Annotated in this window: 17 protein-coding genes; 4 read left to right on the top strand and 13 right to left on the bottom strand. The window is 28.7% G+C overall.

Features of this window, described 5'->3' with window-relative positions:
• Positions 1 to 345 precede the first annotated feature (345 nt).
• From BUA48_RS15815 to BUA48_RS09865, 6 genes are all read right to left on the bottom strand, one after another.
• The gene (locus BUA48_RS15815) at positions 346 to 1,395 is read right to left on the bottom strand and encodes a putative DNA binding domain-containing protein (protein ID WP_242944332.1); all 1,050 of its coding nucleotides are present in this window, start codon (positions 1,393 to 1,395) and stop codon (positions 346 to 348) included.
• 59 nt (positions 1,396 to 1,454) lie between these two features.
• Complete coding sequence (locus BUA48_RS15820) at positions 1,455 to 2,033, bottom strand: AlbA family DNA-binding domain-containing protein (RefSeq protein WP_242944333.1); 579 nt, start codon at positions 2,031 to 2,033, stop codon at positions 1,455 to 1,457.
• A gap of 457 nt (positions 2,034 to 2,490) precedes the next feature.
• Positions 2,491 to 3,405: a CPBP family intramembrane glutamic endopeptidase gene (locus tag BUA48_RS09860; RefSeq protein ID WP_072831893.1), complete on the bottom strand. Its 915-nt coding sequence runs from the start codon at positions 3,403 to 3,405 to the stop codon at positions 2,491 to 2,493.
• Positions 3,406 to 3,498: 93 nt separating this feature from the next.
• Complete coding sequence (locus tag BUA48_RS15380) at positions 3,499 to 3,639, bottom strand: class IIb bacteriocin, lactobin A/cerein 7B family (RefSeq protein WP_143147703.1); 141 nt, start codon at positions 3,637 to 3,639, stop codon at positions 3,499 to 3,501.
• 26 nt (positions 3,640 to 3,665) lie between these two features.
• The gene (locus BUA48_RS15605; protein ID WP_178138973.1) at positions 3,666 to 3,839 is read right to left on the bottom strand and encodes a hypothetical protein; all 174 of its coding nucleotides are present in this window, start codon (positions 3,837 to 3,839) and stop codon (positions 3,666 to 3,668) included.
• Positions 3,840 to 3,922: 83 nt separating this feature from the next.
• A complete protein-coding gene (locus tag BUA48_RS09865) occupies positions 3,923 to 4,390 on the bottom strand; it encodes a GyrI-like domain-containing protein (protein ID WP_072831894.1) in 468 nt (155 codons plus the stop codon).
• A 137-nt stretch (positions 4,391 to 4,527) separates the two neighbouring features.
• On the opposite strand from BUA48_RS09865, the gene BUA48_RS09870 reads away from it, so the two are divergent.
• Both BUA48_RS09870 and BUA48_RS09875 read left to right on the top strand, forming a co-directional pair.
• On the top strand, positions 4,528 to 6,774 hold the full coding sequence (locus BUA48_RS09870; RefSeq protein ID WP_072831895.1) for a peptidase domain-containing ABC transporter: 2,247 nt from the start codon (positions 4,528 to 4,530) through the stop codon (positions 6,772 to 6,774).
• Positions 6,774 to 8,234 carry a beta-barrel domain-containing protein gene (locus BUA48_RS09875; protein ID WP_072831896.1) on the top strand — a complete coding sequence of 487 codons (1,461 nt, stop codon included), beginning with the start codon at positions 6,774 to 6,776 and terminating at the stop codon, positions 8,232 to 8,234. Before BUA48_RS09870 ends, BUA48_RS09875 begins: the two co-directional genes overlap by 1 nt.
• Before the next feature lie 529 nt (positions 8,235 to 8,763).
• On the opposite strand, the gene BUA48_RS16055 is transcribed toward BUA48_RS09875, so the two are convergent.
• The 3 genes from BUA48_RS16055 to BUA48_RS09885 all read right to left on the bottom strand — a co-directional run bounded on the left by BUA48_RS16055 (position 8,764) and on the right by BUA48_RS09885 (position 10,237).
• Positions 8,764 to 8,898: a hypothetical protein gene (locus BUA48_RS16055; RefSeq protein WP_479723199.1), complete on the bottom strand. Its 135-nt coding sequence runs from the start codon at positions 8,896 to 8,898 to the stop codon at positions 8,764 to 8,766.
• Positions 8,899 to 8,934: 36 nt separating this feature from the next.
• Positions 8,935 to 9,528 carry a methyltransferase domain-containing protein gene (locus BUA48_RS09880; RefSeq protein WP_072831897.1) on the bottom strand — a complete coding sequence of 198 codons (594 nt, stop codon included), beginning with the start codon at positions 9,526 to 9,528 and terminating at the stop codon, positions 8,935 to 8,937.
• Between the two features lie 304 nt (positions 9,529 to 9,832).
• Positions 9,833 to 10,237 carry a DUF4430 domain-containing protein gene (locus tag BUA48_RS09885; protein WP_072831898.1) on the bottom strand — a complete coding sequence of 135 codons (405 nt, stop codon included), beginning with the start codon at positions 10,235 to 10,237 and terminating at the stop codon, positions 9,833 to 9,835.
• A gap of 763 nt (positions 10,238 to 11,000) precedes the next feature.
• Between BUA48_RS09885 and BUA48_RS09890 the strand changes: the two genes are divergently transcribed.
• Positions 11,001 to 12,788 (top strand): ABC transporter ATP-binding protein, encoded by a 1,788-nt coding sequence (locus tag BUA48_RS09890; protein ID WP_072831899.1) that lies wholly within the window; start codon positions 11,001 to 11,003, stop codon positions 12,786 to 12,788.
• 267 nt (positions 12,789 to 13,055) lie between these two features.
• A complete protein-coding gene (locus tag BUA48_RS09895; protein WP_072831900.1) occupies positions 13,056 to 14,576 on the top strand; it encodes a bifunctional metallophosphatase/5'-nucleotidase in 1,521 nt (506 codons plus the stop codon).
• Between the two features lie 181 nt (positions 14,577 to 14,757).
• On the opposite strand, the gene BUA48_RS09900 is transcribed toward BUA48_RS09895, so the two are convergent.
• The 4 genes from BUA48_RS09900 to BUA48_RS09915 all read right to left on the bottom strand — a co-directional run bounded on the left by BUA48_RS09900 (position 14,758) and on the right by BUA48_RS09915 (position 18,874).
• Positions 14,758 to 15,705, bottom strand: a complete 948-nt coding sequence (locus tag BUA48_RS09900) for an anti-sigma factor domain-containing protein (protein ID WP_072831901.1) — start codon at positions 15,703 to 15,705, stop codon at positions 14,758 to 14,760.
• 263 nt (positions 15,706 to 15,968) lie between these two features.
• Entirely contained in the window at positions 15,969 to 16,631 is a 663-nt protein-coding gene (locus tag BUA48_RS09905; RefSeq protein WP_072831902.1) for a sigma factor, read from the bottom strand.
• Positions 16,632 to 16,729: 98 nt separating this feature from the next.
• On the bottom strand, positions 16,730 to 17,236 hold the full coding sequence (locus tag BUA48_RS09910; protein WP_072831903.1) for a hypothetical protein: 507 nt from the start codon (positions 17,234 to 17,236) through the stop codon (positions 16,730 to 16,732).
• Positions 17,237 to 18,073: 837 nt separating this feature from the next.
• On the bottom strand, positions 18,074 to 18,874 hold the full coding sequence (locus BUA48_RS09915) for an ABC transporter permease (RefSeq protein ID WP_072831904.1): 801 nt from the start codon (positions 18,872 to 18,874) through the stop codon (positions 18,074 to 18,076).
• Positions 18,875 to 18,886 lie beyond the last annotated feature (12 nt).

Below are 18,886 nucleotides of genomic sequence, written 5' to 3' on the forward strand. Positions count from 1 at the left end.
GCTTAATGGTATAACATAATATTGTTTAATATATATACTGAAAATTAAGAAAATTATAGGATGTAGTTTATAATAAAAACTTATATCGGGACCTCTTATGCTAATAAGTTAAGCTCTTATAAATGAGGTCCCACATTAATAATATTATGCTTTAGCTTCCTTTATCACAAAAACACCAACCTGAGTAAACATATCTTATATTATTCTGCCTATCAATTAACTTACAAAATGTCTAACCAAACATTTATATTAGTTATATCTTTATTCAAACTTTTTATAATATATCGTTCGCGACCGTTTGCGACCGTTCGCTATTAATGCTCTATGGTTTATTTTCTTCATATATTATTTTAATATATATCTAATTTTAGATCCCGAGCCAACCCTTTGAATTCTTCCTAAATTAATCAATTCATTAAATATTTCCACACTTTTTGTCTTTTTAAATTCAAATGTTTCAACACATAATTTTGTAGTTATATATTCATTTTTAATTATATAATATAATACTCGTTTTTCATCAAATGTTAATTCTTTCTCACTAACTCCAAAAGTTGTAGTAGTTACATCATCATTATTCTTAATCATATCAGTTAAAAAATACTTTGTTCCTCTACCAGTCCCATCTGATTCTAAATAACCTCTATCAACCAAAGTTGATAATATCTTATTACTCTTTAGCGCATGTGTATCTAATAATTGTTGAAGTCTATTGTTAGTAATATATTCTTCTTGATGTGCTGCTACTAAAGCCATTACCTCTTCCCTATTTAACTCATTATACTTGACTTTTAATACACTCTTCAAAAGACTTATACTCTCCTCTGGTAACATAGATACTGTTCTTAATATTAAACATATTCTATCTGGATTATATAACTCTTCTAAATCTGGTGCTAACCATTCTTGTTCTTTCCATGCTAATTGAACATTTTCGAGACCTGAACCCGCTCGTTTTCCAACACCTAAAATATTAAACATTTTAAATATGTTTTCATTTCTTGGATCACTTACGCCACCTTTTAATGCCTCTTCTCTAGTGATTCTTAAACTCCTAGGATTACTTATTTTAAAGAAAGTTTTTCCCTTCTCTATAACAATACCTCTTGGTAGTCTATAATCTGCGTGTATCAAAGCGTTAGCAACAGCCTCCCTAACTGCCTCATGAACTCTAGTATCCTCCTGTCTTAATCCATTGACAATTCTAAAAGGTATATTTAAATTATCTGTTATTCTATTTATAATTTTAAAATAAAAATCAAATATATTTCCACTCCAAGTTCCATCAGAGGATATTACTCTATAATCCCATCTAACCTCTTGTGACATCTTCTCTCTATAATCTAAAAAATACTTTGGAAACTCATCTGTTATACTTCTATCTTCTCCAAACATTAAAAGACCCGCTGCTGTTATTCCTTCTCTACCTGTTTTTCTTTCTTTATCATAAGCACCTAACTTATATAAGAATGATTTGGTTTTACTGCTCTTAATCTATTTCTAAAACTATCAATAGTATCTTTATTTAAATCCTCCATTGAAAATCCATCTAAAATTATACTATCCTGAGACTCCTCTAATTGATCTGCAATCATTCTCTTTATTTCTTCATTTGAACATTTATAATCTCCAGAGTGATTTCTTCTATATGTTCCTGAATGTTTACTTTCATTAAATGGATTCTCACCAATGTAAACTGGCCTTTCTTTTCTTGATGCTTTAGGAACATTGATTACTATTATCTCTTTATCATCAATTTCTTCTATTTTTATTAGTGAATTATTTAATATGTTAGAACTTACTTTCTTAGGATTATTTAAGTTATCCCATAAATCCTTAAGTATATTATCTACATTTTCTATTCCAGTCACGCTAAATATACCCTTCTTCTCTTTTATGCCTAATAAAATAGTTCCTCCATTTGTATTACAAAATGCGGAATAAGTTTCCCACAAATCCTTTGGTAATCCTCCTGCTGCTTCTTTGCATTCTACTTCCTCATTCTCAACTATTGAATATATATCTATCTCCAATATAATTCACCTCTCTTCCTTAACCTTTATCTCATAGTTTTTATTATATCCTCTAATTTCTAAACTTCAAATAAAGATTTATATATTTTATTGCAACTCCGTCCATGGAAGTTTGAGTATATTTCCCATTAACTTGTATTTGCTATAACTCTTCTTGAGCTCAATAAGATGTGTCATATTATCAACCTTCACAATATATCAACTATATTTATTTCCACTAAAGCCTTTCCTAATAATATACCCTCTTAATTGAGTAGTTTAAGTTCAATTTTATATACTTCACTTTATAAAAATATAACTATAATTTCAAATAAAATTAATTTAGGTGAGTATTCTAATTACAAAATAATCATTAAAATACTCACCTAAATCATTTATAATACTACCAAAATTCTAATAGCCATTAAAGATATAGTATCAATTAAAACATCTGAGCTACTTTTATCAACATTATTTATTAATAAACTGCGGACATAAGAATATAAAATATAGAAAATGAAACATATACAATACAATATTTACAGGTGAAAAAGCACTTGAATAGCTTAAAGTCGATTTTACTTAGGCTTAATTTACTTCTATGATTCTTCAAAAATACTAAGCCATAAATTATACTCATAATTACAGTAATACAACTAAAAATGTGTAATATATTTAGCCCCATATTGTATTCCTTGTAAATTAATAAATTCTCAATAAATGAAAGTGTATTAATACACATATGAATTATACTTGAGGGTAAAATAGACTCATACTTTATTGTAATTATTGAAAATATACTTCCTAATGCAAAAGCAAATATAACTTGGCTTACTGATGAATGTATAAGGGCAAATAATAATGATGTTATTACTATTTTAGTCATAGGAGACATATTAACTAGTGCACCTTGTATATATCCTCTAAAAAGTACTTCTTCACAAAATGGTATTATTATACACAAAGTTAAAAATGAAAAAATCATTGGTAATTTAGTACTAAAAGACAATTGTAAAGTTGAACTTATAGAATTATTTTGCACATTTTTTATACCATGAAAAACAACTCCAACTAAATACACTATAGATATACATATAAATAAAATTTTAATAAAATCCTTTAATGGTACTTTAGGTTTTTTAAGAGCATCACTTAACTTTATACTCTTTGACAATTTTGAACTGTAGATAGCTATATATGTAATTGATATAGTTATTATAGCTTGAGAAATCCAAAATACTGTATAGTTAGATTTAGGTATCTTAAATAACCCTGAAATAAACCCTATACAAGAATTAAGTGCAAGAGCAGCCAAAATTCTCACCATCAAAGAATAAGACACAGTATTAAATATATCCTTGTACTCATTGCACCTTTTACTCTCTTTCAACATTTTAATTCTCCTTACAAGTTTGCAGTTATATGCTGATAAAAGTAATTATCAGCACATAACCTTAAAGTATTGCTAATTTAAAAACTCAAAGAACTATTTACCAAAATGAGCATCAGAATAACCATTAAAAACATTAGCTGCAGCACTTATAGCTAATATTATACATGTTACTCCTAAAAATCCTATTCCACCATTTATATCATTTAATTCAGATTGAGTAATTTCAGTAAACATAATCAACTTACCTCCTTATATTCAAATTAACATGATGGACAGAACCAACTGTGTATATTCTCTCCAACTTTATGCCACATATTATTCCATGAATCATACATATCACCTATAAATCCAAAGAAACCGTCACTACCAGCATTTATTAATTCTAAGTCTTCCTTTTCTATAGCTGAAAAGTTAGCATTTAAATTCATTTCCATACCTCTCCCCTCCCTTTATAATGTATTTTATAATAACCCCCTTAAATCTTGGCGCCTTCTATTAAGAAGAGTATTAACAAAAATTAAGTAATATTAGGACTTATAGATAAATAAAGTTCTGCTACGTAATTCTCTAATTCATCTGGAGTTTTTGCTTCATTAAGACTTACTGTATACAAACTGCTTATAGGCATTAATCCTTTGTCTTTTATATATTGTTGAATTAATATTATATTTTGTTGCATGCTTTGAGGATTACCCCTATGTTCGAGTTTCAAACAGTTTGTTAGTTTTAATTCTTTTTTTAGATTGTACATATGGTTTTCACTAAAGATTTTATCCACTGGTATTAGTATTTCAATATCCATAGTTGGCATCATAGATTGTGTTACTGAATATGTCGTTGAGATTTTAGGTCCGATTACTGTTAATCCATTTTCCTTGATAAATGAATCAATGTCGATGAGTTCTTTTTGTAATTCAGCTTGTGTTAAGTTTTTTCTAAATGATAATAGATTTTTTAAGTGCAATTCTTGATTAATTTCTATCATTTTATTCATTCCTTACCATTTAATTCTATAATATATAAAATATTGACATTTTTATGATATCAAATTTATAATATGAAGTAAATACTTTTATTTTATTTTTTTCAAATATTTTTAATATAAGGAGGTTTAAGTATTAAATGGTTTTATTTGATAAATATTATTGTATAAAACAACATGATATTAAAGATTGTGGTGCTGCTTGTCTTGCTACTATCAGCAAACAATATGGTTTAAATATACCTATATCAAAAATAAGAGAGGTTGCAGGAACAGATATGAACGGAACCTCCGCTTATGGAGTAGTTAAAGCTGCTGAATCTTTAGGTTTTACGGCAAAGGGGGTTAAAGCCTCTAAACCTGAAGATATATTTTCTGAATTTCCAAAGCCAGCTATAGCTCATGTCATTATGGATGGAAAACTTCTACATTACGTTGTTATACATAAGGTAACTAAAGAGGAAATTTTAATTGCAGACCCTGGAAAAGGAATCATTAAATATACTCCAGAAGATTTTCTTAAAATATGGTCAGGTGTGCTTATTATTATGGTACCTGCCCCTACCTTTGAAAAAGGCAATGAAACTAAAGGACTTTTCGAAAGGTTTTGGGGACTTATAAAAGTTCAAAAGGGATTGTTAGGAAACATATTTATATCCTCTATATTAATTACCCTCTTAGGTATAATAGGTTCCTTTTATTTTAAATTTTTAATGGATGATATACTACCCAACAACTTAGGTAAAAGTTTATGGATAATATCTATAGCTATGATTGGTTTATGTGTCTTTAGGGTAATATCAGAGTTTTTTAGAAGCTTATTACTTATCCATATGTCACAAAACATTGATATACCATTACTGCTTGGATATTATAATCATGTCATTGACTTGCCTATGAACTTCTTTGGAACAAGAAAGGTTGGAGAAATAATTTCTAGATTCAATGATGCCGGTAAAATAAGAGATGCTATTAGTTCAGCAACCCTAACATTAATGATAGATACCTTAATGGCTATTGTTGGTGGAGTTATACTTTATATGCAAAGTTCAATTTTATTTTTAGCTTGTTTTATTCCAATAGTTTTATACTTAGCCTTAGTATTTATATTTAAGAAATCACTAGAACAGGTAAATAGATCTGTTATGGAAGAGAATGCGAAGTTAACTTCTTACTTAGTAGAATCTATCGAAGGAATTGAAACTGTAAAAGCTTTTAATGGTGAGAGAAAAGTTAATTTAGAAACAGAAAAGAAATTTGTTAAGTTTATAAAATCTGTATTTAAATATGGTTATGTTAATAATCTTCAAGGTGCTCTTAAAAACGCAGTTAAAGGTATCTTTGGAATATGTATATTATGGCTTGGAGCTTATTCTGCTTTAAAAGGTGATGTAACCGTTGGTACATTACTTAGCTTTAACGCATTACTTGCATACTTCATAGAACCAATAGAAAGAGTAATAAATCTACAGCCTCAACTTCAAAGTGCTATGGTTGCAGCTGATAGATTAGGTGAAATTTTAGATTTAGAACTTGAAAAGTCTAAGGATGAAGATAAAAAAATTAATCCTAAAACATTACTTGGAGACATACAAATTAAGAATATAGATTTTAGATATGGTACTAGACAACTAGTTCTAAAAAATATAAATATGACTATAAAGCCTGGAGAAAAGATTGCCTTAGTAGGGGAAAGTGGTTCAGGTAAAACTACAATTGCTAAACTCCTAATGAGTTTTTATACTGTAGAAAAGGGTGAAGTTATACTAAATAACTACAATATAAGTGATATTAATAAAGAGACCTTAAGAGATAAAACTTCCTATATATCTCAAGACTCCTTCTTCTTTAGTGGAAGTATAAAAGAAAACTTACAATTTGCAAATGAAGATGCTACCTATGAAGAAATTATAGAGGTATGCAAACAAGCTCAAATACATGATTTTATTAATTCACTACCTCTTAGATATGAAACCCCTTTAGAAGAAAAGGGCACCAATCTTTCAGGTGGACAAAGACAAAGGTTAGCTATAGCTAGAGCCTTATTAAAAAGACCTGAAATACTAATTATGGATGAAGCAACTTCTAATCTTGATTCAATAACAGAAAAGGCTATTGAAAAGACTATTGAAGAATGCACTAAAAATGTTACAACAATTATCATAGCTCATAGATTAAGTACGATTATGAGATGTGACAGAATCTATGTTATGGATAAAGGGCAAGTAATTGAAGAGGGAAATCATGAAGAATTACTAAGAAAACAAGGTTATTACTATAGACTTTGGAGTGGACAAACCTTAGATGAATTAAACACACTAGATTCTTCTAACTTAAAAGAAAAACCAGCTATTATAGCTAATCCTTTCATAGGAGGTATACATTAATGAAATATAAAATAGAAGAACTTAAAGATATAACAGACTCAAGAGAAATACTTCAAAGTAAACCTCAAGGTTTTTCAAAATATATGATGTATATAATATGTGCTATATTAACTGCAGTAATCCTATGGTCCTTAGTTGCAACTAAGGAAATTAGCATTAAGGCTAATGGTTCAGTTCAAGCTAGTGAAGAAAGTACCAAGATATCCTCTGTTTTAAATGGTAAAGTTACAACTAACAACATTAGTGAAGGAATAAAAGTTAAAGCTGGTGATACATTATTAGTAATAGATGGTGAAGAGTATGAATTACAAAAAAATGCTTTAGAAAGTAGTTTAAGTTCTAAAGAAAAAGAATTGCAAGCCAATACTAAATTAAAAAGCTCAATTTTAGATGGAACTAATTATTTAAATAGCTCAGATGAATTTGAGGCAAACTATGCTAAAAAATATGAACTCTTTAAGGAAAATTTAAAATCAGGTAATGCTCAAGTAAATGCACTTGATAGTCAAAAGGATTCAATAAAAAAATCAATTTCAGATTTGAATCTCTTATTGAAGTCCTATAAAGAAGAAAAGAATTACCTTAATACTAGTAATTATTTATACTATCAATATTCCGATTATGAGTTAACTTTAAGAAATTATAGAAAGCAAGTTACTAATGCTGAAGAAAAAATAACTACCTTAGAGCAAAGTAAAGTTGAGATTACAGAAGAAAATAAAGCTCAAGCAGAAATAACCAATGGAACTATTGATAAACAAATTGAAGAGTTAAAGAAAAATATCGAAAGTATAAATAATGAAATTGAAAAATATAAAAATAGTAGCATAATGAATGTAACAAGTACTATAGCTCAAAATGAAGCCAAGCTTTCTGAAGGTGTAGCAAATTCAAATACCGGTAGCTACAAAGAGCAATATGTTTCTCAACTTGATAGTGTAATTACCTCTTTAGAAGCATCTATTTCAGAGTTAAAAATGAATTTAGATTTAGCTAAAAACAAACTTGATTCAACAACAATAAAAGCTCAATATGATGGAGTGGTTACCTTAATTAACACTATAAAGGTTGGGGACTTTATTCAAGCTGGAACTCAAATAGCATCTATAATACCTGAAAATGCAAAGCAATACAAAGCTCAAATTTATATTGAAAACCAAAACTTTGGTAACATTAAAGAAGGTGAAGAAGTTATTTTAGAGTTTATAGCCTTACCTCAAAGAGAATATGGTATTGTAAAATCCACCTTAGAAGAAATAAGTGTTGATGCAAAGGTTAGTGAAGAACAAAAAACAAGTTTTTATACTGGAACATGTACTATACCTGTAACCTCAATGAAAAATAAAAATGGTGATAGTATTGATATTAAAAACGGAATGTTACTCCAAGCTAGAATAATTAATAGAGAAGTGTCTTATTTTAGATATTTCCTTGAAAAAATAAATATATTAGATGAGTAACTTATATTTTAAACAAAGGCTTTAACTCATTCTATAGGAGGTATCTTTATTGATGACTTTCTATCTGGTGCTTTCCCTTGGGTTGCTTTTGCATTAATTTTAGCATTTATTATAGTCTTTTTAAGCAGTCGCAAGGAGTCTAAATAAAGCTAAACAAAAATGGTGAGCATATAATCTGCTCACTATTTTTATTTTATTAATAATTACATAATATGTTATTTTTCAAATATCTATTTTATTTTTAAATTTAATTATCATCTAAGATTTTTATATCTACCTTATATTTATTTCTAATTTTCTATGCGCAGATTGCTGCGTCGGATCTCTCGTCGACTTCCCTTATCAATAAGCTTTACTCTTTTACTTCAGCAATCGATAATTGCTCGACAATAGCATTGGCAACATATATACCACTTTGTTTCCTGTCCCAGTTTTTATAATTTTATTTTTTAATAATAAATTATTAATAGAGTCATTATTAAAAATATGCTATAAGTTACTTAGTCTGTAGACCTTATTATTATGGGCACTACTTATATGCTCTTATCTTTGCTGACATTATATATTCATTAACTGTAAGACTACTACCCCACTTTTCTTCATACTCCTTAGATACAGGCTTTGTTTCTATAGATATATCTCTGAACTTAGCTCCCTTAAGCATTTTTTCTAAATCTTCAACTGAAGATGCTCCCGATACTCAGCAAGAATACAAATCTTCATTGTTTTTCATATCCTCTGTAAGCTCTTTTACTATAACTATATCAGATATACCTATCTCTCCCCCTATTTTCAACACTCTGTAAATCTCATCATAAACTCTTCTCTTATTACAAGAAAGATTAATAACACAATTAGATATAACCTTATCAACAAAATTATCCGCAACAGGGAGGTTTTCTATCTCTCCAAGTCTAAATTCAACATTTCTAAATCTATTCTTCTTTGCAATGTCCCTTGACTTTGAAAGCATCTCTGGTGTCATATCAACACCAATTACTCTGCCCCTTTTACCAACTTTTTTAGCCGCAAGAAAACAGTCAAATCCTACACCACTACCCAGGTCTAAGATTATATCTCCTTCCTTTACATCAACTATATTAAAAGGATTTCCACAACCTAAACCTAAGTTAGCCTCCTTAGGTACAGACTCAATCTCCTCTTTACTGTATCCAATACTCTCACTGACCTCATCAGAAGTATTCTTAAGCGATACAATAAGTTCCTCATCCTTCTTATTCAAAGCTATATCCCTATAGTCTTCCCTTACCTTTTCAATAATCTTGTCATTCATATTCTTCACCACTACCTTATATTAGTTTAAATCATATATAAAACCAGCATTACCGCAACAGGATTATAGATTTCCCAGTAAATATCCTGTTGCTTAACACCCTATCTTTCTATTTTTATAAATACAATATTATTAAATATATAAGGAATTGTCTAGCCCTACACACCTCTCTATTTTACATGCTTTTCACCTTTCCCTTCCTTCACCCCCTGTATACATTCTCCTAGCTTATCTCTACTCCAATTTAAAAATAAAAAAGCCATCTTTAGATTTTCTCTAAAAATGACTTTCTTTTAGCTTTAATTTAGTTAAAGCCTTTATTTAAGATTAACTTAATCTCGTCTCCATCTTTTATTGCAACACTGTCCATACCAGTTTGAGCATCTTGCCCATTAACTTGTATTTGCCACCACTCTTCTTGTGCTTGATCAGCTGTGATATCATCAACTTTTACAAGGAATCTACCATAATCTGATGACTCTGTACCAACTATATTCATCTCAACTAAAGCATCTCCTAGTGTTTCTTTATCTGTGTTATGTTTATGAACCTTGTTATAACTTTTTGCATCATTAATAACTGTAACAGTTATATTCTTATTTCCTTCAACCTTTTGTGTACCTGTAAAGTATTTATAGCCACCAAAACCAAGTGCAACTATTACTACTAATACAAGTGCTAAAATAATACTATTTTTATTCTCTTTCATTTCTCTTCCTCCTGAGTTCTATGCATTCGTGAACTACTCTACCCTTATAAAAGTGAGAGCTTCTTGGTCAATACACCCAATGGTACAAGTTTATCCAAGCTAACAAGGTAGTTCCTACCTCAAGATAATACCAAAATTTTAAATATAATTAAGGCTCTTTTACTATTATAGTATAACTTTAGCAATAATATAATAATTAATTCATTCTAATTAACATTTTAAATACAAAACCTATAAATTTCATATAATTCTCCACAATTATAATCTCCTTAATAAATATCTAAATTTAAGTATATCCTAATTAATATTATTTATTTATGTATATACACGTACTTAGCAAACTTTTATATTTAACTTTCTTCAAAATAATAACTACATATATTAATGAAGAAATTTTATTAATCTTTATCTCTTACTTAATAACCGTAATTTCTATGTAAACCTTCAAATCTTCTACATATAAGCTCTTAAAGAAAGCATCTATACTTTAAACTAACTATGTATCTCTTGTAAAGCTTATAAGTATACCTTTATTAACCTTTATCTTATACTTAAACACTTGAACTATAAATCCTCATTGTATATTTATTAATTTTATTGATATTTATTTAATTTATGGTAATATATACTTGTATTTATTGAACTATATCTTCAATATAAAATACACTTAAATAAATACACATTTTAAACTAAAGGGGTTGGTTACAATGATTATGTCAAATATTTTTATGTACAAATAAAACTTTATATTAAGAGGTGACATATGAGAGAAAAGTTACAGTCATTTAATAGGTATTTAAAAATATTTTTCGAGTCATTGAAGTTATTTTGGAAGGCGTCTCCCTTATACACAACTATCCTTATGATAGTAATTCCTGTTCAAGGATTTTTACCTTCCATACTAATAAATTATTCTAGTAAACTAGTAAACGGTGCTAGTGTTGGATTTTCTGAAGCTTCAATGTTAGTAATCTTACTACTTTGGGCATCACTAAACTTTTTTAATAATATATGCAATCCTATAAACATGACAATTCAAGGCTTACTGACAGATAAACTAATAGGATATATAAATCTTTCACTTATGAATAAATCAAAGGACATTAAGGGCTTAGAACACTTTGAAAATCCAGACTTTTATGATGATCTTAAAATGATTGAAGAAGAAGCAGTGTGGAGACCTGTAAATTTAATGGTTTTCGGTACAAGCTTAATAAAGAATATAATATTGATATCTTCAATGCTTGTACTCTTAGCATCATTTCATCCAGTTATAGCCTTAGTTATGCTTATATCTGTTGTACCTCATAGTTTGATTTCATACAAGCTACAACAAGATGCCTTTGAAACTATGGTAACTAGAAACCCTGATGCAAGAAAGCTACAATATTACAGCTCTGTACTACTATCCAATGAAAATGCCAAGGAAACAAGGCTTTTCAACAACTTTAATTTTTTTATAAATAAATATAAGGAAACCTTCAATTTCATACATGGAGATATAAAAAAGCTTCGTTTTAAACAACTTTTTATTTCTATATTCTTCATATTAATTAGTTGTATTCTTAGCTTCCTTAGTTTTGCTTGGATTATAGTAGAAATATCAAAGGGACACTTAGGTGTTGGAAGTATACTAGTTTTTTCTTCTACTATACTTTATGCAACTCAAGGAATCTCTGCCATGATTGAAGAATCTAGCTTGTTATACGATACACTACTTTACATGGAGAAATTCTTTAAATTTATGGCTCTAAGAAACAATATTTATGTTGATGGTAAAAAGAAGTTACCTAAAGACTTTAATAATATTGAATTTAAAGACTTGAGCTTCTCATACCCAAACTCAGAAAGAGTAGCCTTAAACAATATTAATTTAGCTATTAACAAAGGTGAAAAAATAGCTATAGTAGGTGAAAACGGATCAGGTAAGAGTACCTTAGTTAAATTATTATGTAGATTCTATGAAGCTCAAAAGGGCGATATCTTCATAGATGATACTAATCTTAAAGACTACGATTTAGATGATTATAGAAGTTCCATAGGAGCAGTATTCCAAGACTTCTCTAAGTTCTCCTTAAGTATAAGAGAAAATATAGCCATCTCCAATATTAAGGAACTAGAGAATACTAAGCTTATAGAAGATGCTATTAAAAAAGGTGGTTTTTCTAAAACCTTTGAAAAGCTTAATTGCAATCTTAATCAAATTCTCGGAAAACAATTTAAGGATGGCACAGAGCTATCTGGTGGTGAATGGCAAAAGTTAGCTACTTCAAGAGCCTTCATGGTGGATTCTGAAATACTTATTTTAGATGAACCAACAGCTGCTTTAGATGCTCGTAGTGAATATGAAGTATACCAACAGTTCTTAGAACTAGTTGAAAACAAAACTGTACTCTTCATAACTCATAGACTCTCAGCCGTTAAAATGGCTGATAAAGTAGTTGCTCTCAAAGATGGTGAAATACTAGAGATAGGAAGTCACGAAGAACTAATAAACAAAAAAGGCTACTACTATGAACTATACACAATGCAAGCTGAAGCATATGTTTAGATATTAAACTTAAGGGACTGCTACACTAGTAAACTCATATTGTATTTGTAGGTTAACCAAAAATACAATGTAACATGAAGTTTATTCTTAGTGTAATAGTCCCTTCTTTTTCTCCTAAATTCAAATTAAAGTTATACCTTAAACTAGGAATTAAATTTATATGGTATAATGTTTTGTACTTAATGAAAAAACTATATAGTGACATAATACGAAAGGAGGATTTAGTGGGGGTTTTTTATTTAGGCACTCTACCACTAAAACTAATTAATGAAGAATTTGAAGATTTATTTTACTTCAGATTTGCATGGATATGTTTATCCAACAGACTATGTAAATACTGAAGCTAAAAGCATCGGACTATTAAATATAATTAACCAATTTAAGAAGGATGAAAATACAATTATTATAGATTGTGGTGATACTATTCAAGGTTCTCCTTTTACAAATTATCTTAGCAATTCACATTTTGATGTGCATCCTATTGCTGAGATTATGAATAAGGGTGGCTATGATTATGTTACCTTTGGAAATCACGACTTTAACTATGGATATGATTATCTTAAGAAGTATATTAACAATCTACAAGGTAAATGTCTATGTACAAATGTTATAGATAAAACTAATAAAATTAATATCTTACCTTATGATATTAAAACTCTAGGTAATGGCTTAAAAGTTGGGGTTATTGGTTTTACAACTGACTTTATTAACCTATGGGAAAGAGCAGAAAATATAAGTGATTTTGAAATAACTGATACCTTAAGTTCTATAAAAGAAAATTTTGATAAGATTAAAAAGGACTGTGACATAGTAATTGGTATGTATCATGGAGGCTTCGAATACGATTTAAGCTCTCACAAACAATTAAGCACAACTAAGGAAAACATAGCTTATAAAATCTCTAAGGATTTTGACTTTGATATTCTTCTTACTGGTCACCAACACATGGAAATTCCCGGGGAATATCTTCATGGAACTTACATAGCTCAGACTCCGCATAATGGCTCTAAGTTTTTAGAACTTAATTTAAGTTTTGAAGAAGGTAAGGTATGTGATATAAGTTCTACTTTAGTTCCTGTTGAACTTAATCCTAATAAAGAAATGTATGAAAAGTTTTTACCACTTGAAGAAGATGTTCAAAAATGGCTTGATACTCCAGTAGGCTTTTTAGATACTCCTCTTCATCCTAAGTCACATTTAGAAATGGCTATAAATGGTTCTCATTTAGCTAATTTCATAAATCAAATAGAGTTAGAAGAAAGTGGAGCAGATATAGCCTGTACATCTTTTGCTAATTCAATAAAAGGCTTTGATTCAAATGTTACAGTTAGAGATATTATGTCTACATACATGTATCCTAACACCTTAATAATCCTTGAAGTAACCTATGATATTTTAAAGTTAGCTTTAGAGCGTTGTGCTAGCTACTTTGACTTTAAGGATGGTAACATATGCATCTCTGACCTATTCTTAAAGCCTAAGGTTGAGCATTATAACTACGACTACTTCTCAAAGATTTATTATACCTTTGACTTAAATAAGGAAGTAGGCAATAGAGTTACTTCCATAATCTACAATGATAAGGAACTTAGCTCTAAGGATAGTCTTAAACTTGTTATGAATAACTACAGAGCTAGTGGAGCAGGTGGCTACGAATTTTATGGCGACTGCAAAATAGTAAAAGAAATAGTAGTTGAAATGCCTGAAGTAATAATAAACTACTTCAGAAACAATAGCAATGTGGTTGTAGATAAGGATAAATACCTTACTGTAATATATAAGTTGTAATTAATATTGTACATCTATTTTAATCTTCTATTTAATATATAGCGTGAATATTGATTATTAAAGTATATATTAATATTACTTATTAAAGTATATATGAATATACAATTTCAAGTCTTAAAATAGATATATAAAAGGAGCTAAGTATTAGAAATTACTAATATCTAGCTCCTTTTATTATACTTTAATCATCTACTTCATTATCGGAGTCATCAGAGTCTTTATCATTATCTGTATCATCCTCAGAGTGATCTTTTTTATCTTTCTCTTCCTCTTTACGCTCTGCTTCTTTTTCTTCCTTTTCCTTTAATTCCTCTTTTTCCTTCTCTTTTTTATCCTCTAACTCTTCTTGTTTATCCTTTAATTCATCTTGTATTTCTTCAAGTACCTCCGGGTCCCAATGAGTTCCTGATGAGTATTTCTTTAATAAAGCATTTAACTCTGGGATGCTCATTTTCTCTATTGCATCTTCTAAAGTATCATCATCTATTTCTACTTCCGCACCATATCTTCCTAAACTGATACCTTTAGCTTTAGCCTTTTCTGCATCTTCCTTATTTCTCTTTAAATATACAATATCAAAGGTATTAAAGTTATTTTTTATAGTATCCTGTATTTCCTTTTCAAAGTTGCTATCATCTTGTTCTAAGAATGCAAAACCTACTAATAAGGATTCCTTATTTGTTATTGTAGTGCTTTCATCTATATTATTTTTTATTTCATGCATAGCATCTTCTATATTCATTCCCTCTAGTCTTTGTAGATTTAAATCTTCCCCATCCTTATTTAAGCCTGATGCCTTAAGAACTTTTTTATTCTTATCTACTTCTATTTCTAAACTTGGATTTATATCTAAGGTCAACATAGCATATGCTTTATGACTTATTCCCAAATTACTAACTATTGGCGTTAAGAAAAATATTGTTATCATAGCAGCTGCAACTAAAGGTATTAGCAGTTTCCCTCTTTTTTTAGTATCTATAACTTGATTATCATAGATATCCTCTTGAAGAAACACTATAGCATCACCTATTGTAAGCCCTGGTTTAATATTTACTCTAACCATAGTTCCATCACTTTTCATGATTATGGCATAGTCCTTTTTTAATTCCATTACTATACCCTTAAACAAATCCACCACCTCTACTTTCTTCTATCTTATTCCCAACCTCTCATATTCTATTGAAAGCTTTATTTGTTATCTTTGTTTAAATATATAAGTTCTAATTAGTATTCTACCTTCATATTAATCATTTAATTTATTCTATAATGAATCTTATATATAAAAAATACAGATTCTTTATTAGAATATCTATTATTCAAATAGCTACTACTTATATAGTTAACTATGGATGCCCCTTAAATACAAGTAATCTTAAGCTAGTACTTATATTCTTATGACTTTATCCATAATCTAATATTTCTATAGTTTCTAAAAAATATTATAACAAGAGATAATATAAATTTCTTACTTCGCTTTAAAATCTTTTCTGTAACTGTATATTTTAGTGAAATTTGCTTTATAGGAAGTCTCTTTTTTCCGAATATGAATGTAGTCAGTGGTTCATCTTTACTTACCTTTTCAGATATATTTATAGCATTTCTTCTCGTGTCTTCATGCTTTGGAGCTTCCTGCACTAAGTCTTCAAGGCTTAACCCAAATTCACTCAATTCAACCTTAAATTTGCTTATTTCAGTCTTTAGCTCTTCCTTATCCTCTATTGGATTACTATACTCACTACTTAATTCAATTCCTGAATTCATTAGTTCTTCCATAGATGTTTCTCTGCTTCTTTTGTTTTCTTTAATTAAATAAGTTTTTATTCTACTTGATATGACCAGTTTTGCAAAGGATGGAAATGCACCCTTGCTCTCCTCATACTTTTCCATAGCTTCTACAAAAGCCATTAATCCTACAGAAAACTCCTCATCATTTTCTATAGACACATATTTCCCGGTAATGGAACTAATTGTCTTTATAATTAAAGGCATATAATCCTCTATGATGCTATTTAGTTTTTTTTCACTTATAGGATTATTGCTGTAATTAGAAAACATACCTTTACCATCCTCGACTTTCCTCGTATAATTCTTTTAACTAAATTTAACTCTCAGCATAATGCAAGAACTTAATTTTCTCATCAATATATACTTCCCTATATATTAAATCCTATCATGTTAAATAATCTATGCGCAAGGTCATCATTGTCCTCGTCGTCACTATCATTTACATCATCCATATCATCTGCATCATGATCTACATCATTCTTATCATCATGGTCATCTATATCATTTTCGTCATCCGAATCTTCTACATCATCTTTATCATCCACTTCATCAATGTCATCATTATCATCTACATCCTCTTTGTCATCAAAGTCCTCTCCGTAGATTTTTTCTAACTCATCCTCTAACATATCATCAAAGTCATCACCGTATTTTGCTTCTAGTGCATCATCCCAGTCATCTCCATATTGAGCTTCTAATTTATCTTCCCAATCCTTGCCATACTTAGCTTCTAATTGATCTTCTATTTTATCCTCTATCTTATCAAGCTTTTGTTCTAAAGCTATCTTTTCTTGCACACTTGGACTTGCTGCTACTGTAACTGCCCCTGTTGCCCCTACTACCGCAATTATTAAAGCTATTAATGTTGATTTCATATTTCATTCCTCCATAACTAAATTTATAATTTATTTAATTAGTTTTTCCTTAGTTTCAAACACAAATTTATTTTAAACTTAATTAAGTTTTTTACTTAGCACTAACCTTCTTTATTCTTAATCACCATATAATAAAAATGTTTACCATATGAATTTCATGCTTCATAAGCCTTTATAAACTAATTTCTTTGCATAAAGTATGATTATCTTTTGTTCTTTCACTATATAAACATAGTTTTATCTTGCTTTCACAGTATAACCTACTTAGTTTAATTAAGATTTCTTAACTATATAACTATATTTTTTTTCTAAGGTACCCTTTGTCTTATTTGATTCATTGTTAATTTCTTGCAATTTTATTGTGCTTGTAATTTTTTATTTGTGCTTTTTCTATAATCATTATTAAATACAAAGTAACTGTTCTTTTTGGGTACCTTTTTTGTTTTATATTCAACCTTATTTTAAAATCATCCTTTGTTCTTTCCTTATTAGGTACACAATATTTGGTACCCTTTTTAATTCTTAATCCTTAGTTTCATCATTAATGCAATGTAGTTTTTTAGTGTTTTTCTAATCACTATTAAATACAAAACACATTTTTCTTTTAGGTACCTTTTTGTTTATTCATTTTAACTTTCTTTTTAAATTTGCAAAAAATAGTAAACCACCTCTAAATAAGAGGTGGAAATCTTACAAGACTATTTAATTTTTAAGTTTAACTAATAAAATATACTTTTCTCATTTATAAAACCATTAATAAAGGATTAGATAATTAAAAGTTATGTATATTGAATAAAGCTAAATATATATTAATAACTCTTATAACTAACTTAACCTCTAATAATGAGAGATACTTCCCTTCTTTAATGCTGTAGCTATACTAGTTTTAAAACTCATTATACCTACTAACATCCAAAAAACTGATATACCAAATAGCCATGCAAATTCACTAGTTCCTAATCCCAATATACTAAGTGAATTATAAGTTGAATTTTTAATAGACTCCATTGACCAATAAAAAGGAAATAACTTAGCAAAAATATGGAACATATTTGGTATAGCGCTAAGCGGTATTATTAATCCTGAGAAAAAAAGAATTAAATTAGATGTAGCTCTAGCAATTGCATCTACTTTTTTATAAATTATCGCTAAACCTGCAACAAAATATCCCATTCCGCTTAACCCTATTAAACATACCAATATATTGATAATTATATTTATAAAGCTTATACCCCACTGAAATGAACTAGTTAAACCAAAAGATATTATGCATAATGACACAACAAAAATCATTTGTAATGTTTCAAATAAATAATTTGCAATCAATCTACATAAAATTAATACACTCATATCTGTTTTTGTCATAAATATTTGTTCTAATGTACCTTGTCTAGCCTCTGATTGAACAATTATAGAAACTGACTGTATAGAAATGGTCGCATACCACCACACTATTAAGCCAACTATAAAAAATACAATCTCATCAGGACTACTCATATCCTTATTCATGCCATAAAACAACCCTAAAAACAACATAAATATATTAAAATTGTGAAAAATATAATCTATATAATAAGCTTTTAATTCACCAAGTAAATTTAAAAATTCTGCTTTAATTGTATTTGTGAATTTTATCATTTAATCACCTCA

The organism is Clostridium collagenovorans DSM 3089 (assembly GCF_900130005.1).
Classification (GTDB): domain Bacteria; phylum Bacillota; class Clostridia; order Clostridiales; family Clostridiaceae; genus Clostridium_D; species Clostridium_D collagenovorans.

Coding starts and splice junctions, on each gene's coding strand:
- BUA48_RS15815 (WP_242944332.1), bottom strand. CDS start 1,395: ATGTTTGGAGAAGATAGAAGTATAACAGATGAGTTTCCAAAGTATTTT.
- BUA48_RS09860 (WP_072831893.1), bottom strand. CDS start 3,405: ATGTTGAAAGAGAGTAAAAGGTGCAATGAGTACAAGGATATATTTAAT.
- BUA48_RS15380 (WP_143147703.1), bottom strand. CDS start 3,639: ATGTTTACTGAAATTACTCAATCTGAATTAAATGATATAAATGGTGGA.
- BUA48_RS15605 (WP_178138973.1), bottom strand. CDS start 3,839: ATGGAAATGAATTTAAATGCTAACTTTTCAGCTATAGAAAAGGAAGAC.
- BUA48_RS09865 (WP_072831894.1), bottom strand. CDS start 4,390: ATGATAGAAATTAATCAAGAATTGCACTTAAAAAATCTATTATCATTT.
- BUA48_RS09870 (WP_072831895.1), top strand. CDS start 4,528: ATGGTTTTATTTGATAAATATTATTGTATAAAACAACATGATATTAAA.
- BUA48_RS09875 (WP_072831896.1), top strand. CDS start 6,774: ATGAAATATAAAATAGAAGAACTTAAAGATATAACAGACTCAAGAGAA.
- BUA48_RS16055 (WP_479723199.1), bottom strand. CDS start 8,898: ATGCTTAAGGGAGCTAAGTTCAGAGATATATCTATAGAAACAAAGCCT.
- BUA48_RS09880 (WP_072831897.1), bottom strand. CDS start 9,528: ATGAATGACAAGATTATTGAAAAGGTAAGGGAAGACTATAGGGATATA.
- BUA48_RS09885 (WP_072831898.1), bottom strand. CDS start 10,237: ATGAAAGAGAATAAAAATAGTATTATTTTAGCACTTGTATTAGTAGTA.
- BUA48_RS09890 (WP_072831899.1), top strand. CDS start 11,001: ATGAGAGAAAAGTTACAGTCATTTAATAGGTATTTAAAAATATTTTTC.
- BUA48_RS09895 (WP_072831900.1), top strand. CDS start 13,056: ATGAAGAATTTGAAGATTTATTTTACTTCAGATTTGCATGGATATGTT.
- BUA48_RS09905 (WP_072831902.1), bottom strand. CDS start 16,631: ATGTTTTCTAATTACAGCAATAATCCTATAAGTGAAAAAAAACTAAAT.
- BUA48_RS09910 (WP_072831903.1), bottom strand. CDS start 17,236: ATGAAATCAACATTAATAGCTTTAATAATTGCGGTAGTAGGGGCAACA.
- BUA48_RS09915 (WP_072831904.1), bottom strand. CDS start 18,874: ATGATAAAATTCACAAATACAATTAAAGCAGAATTTTTAAATTTACTT.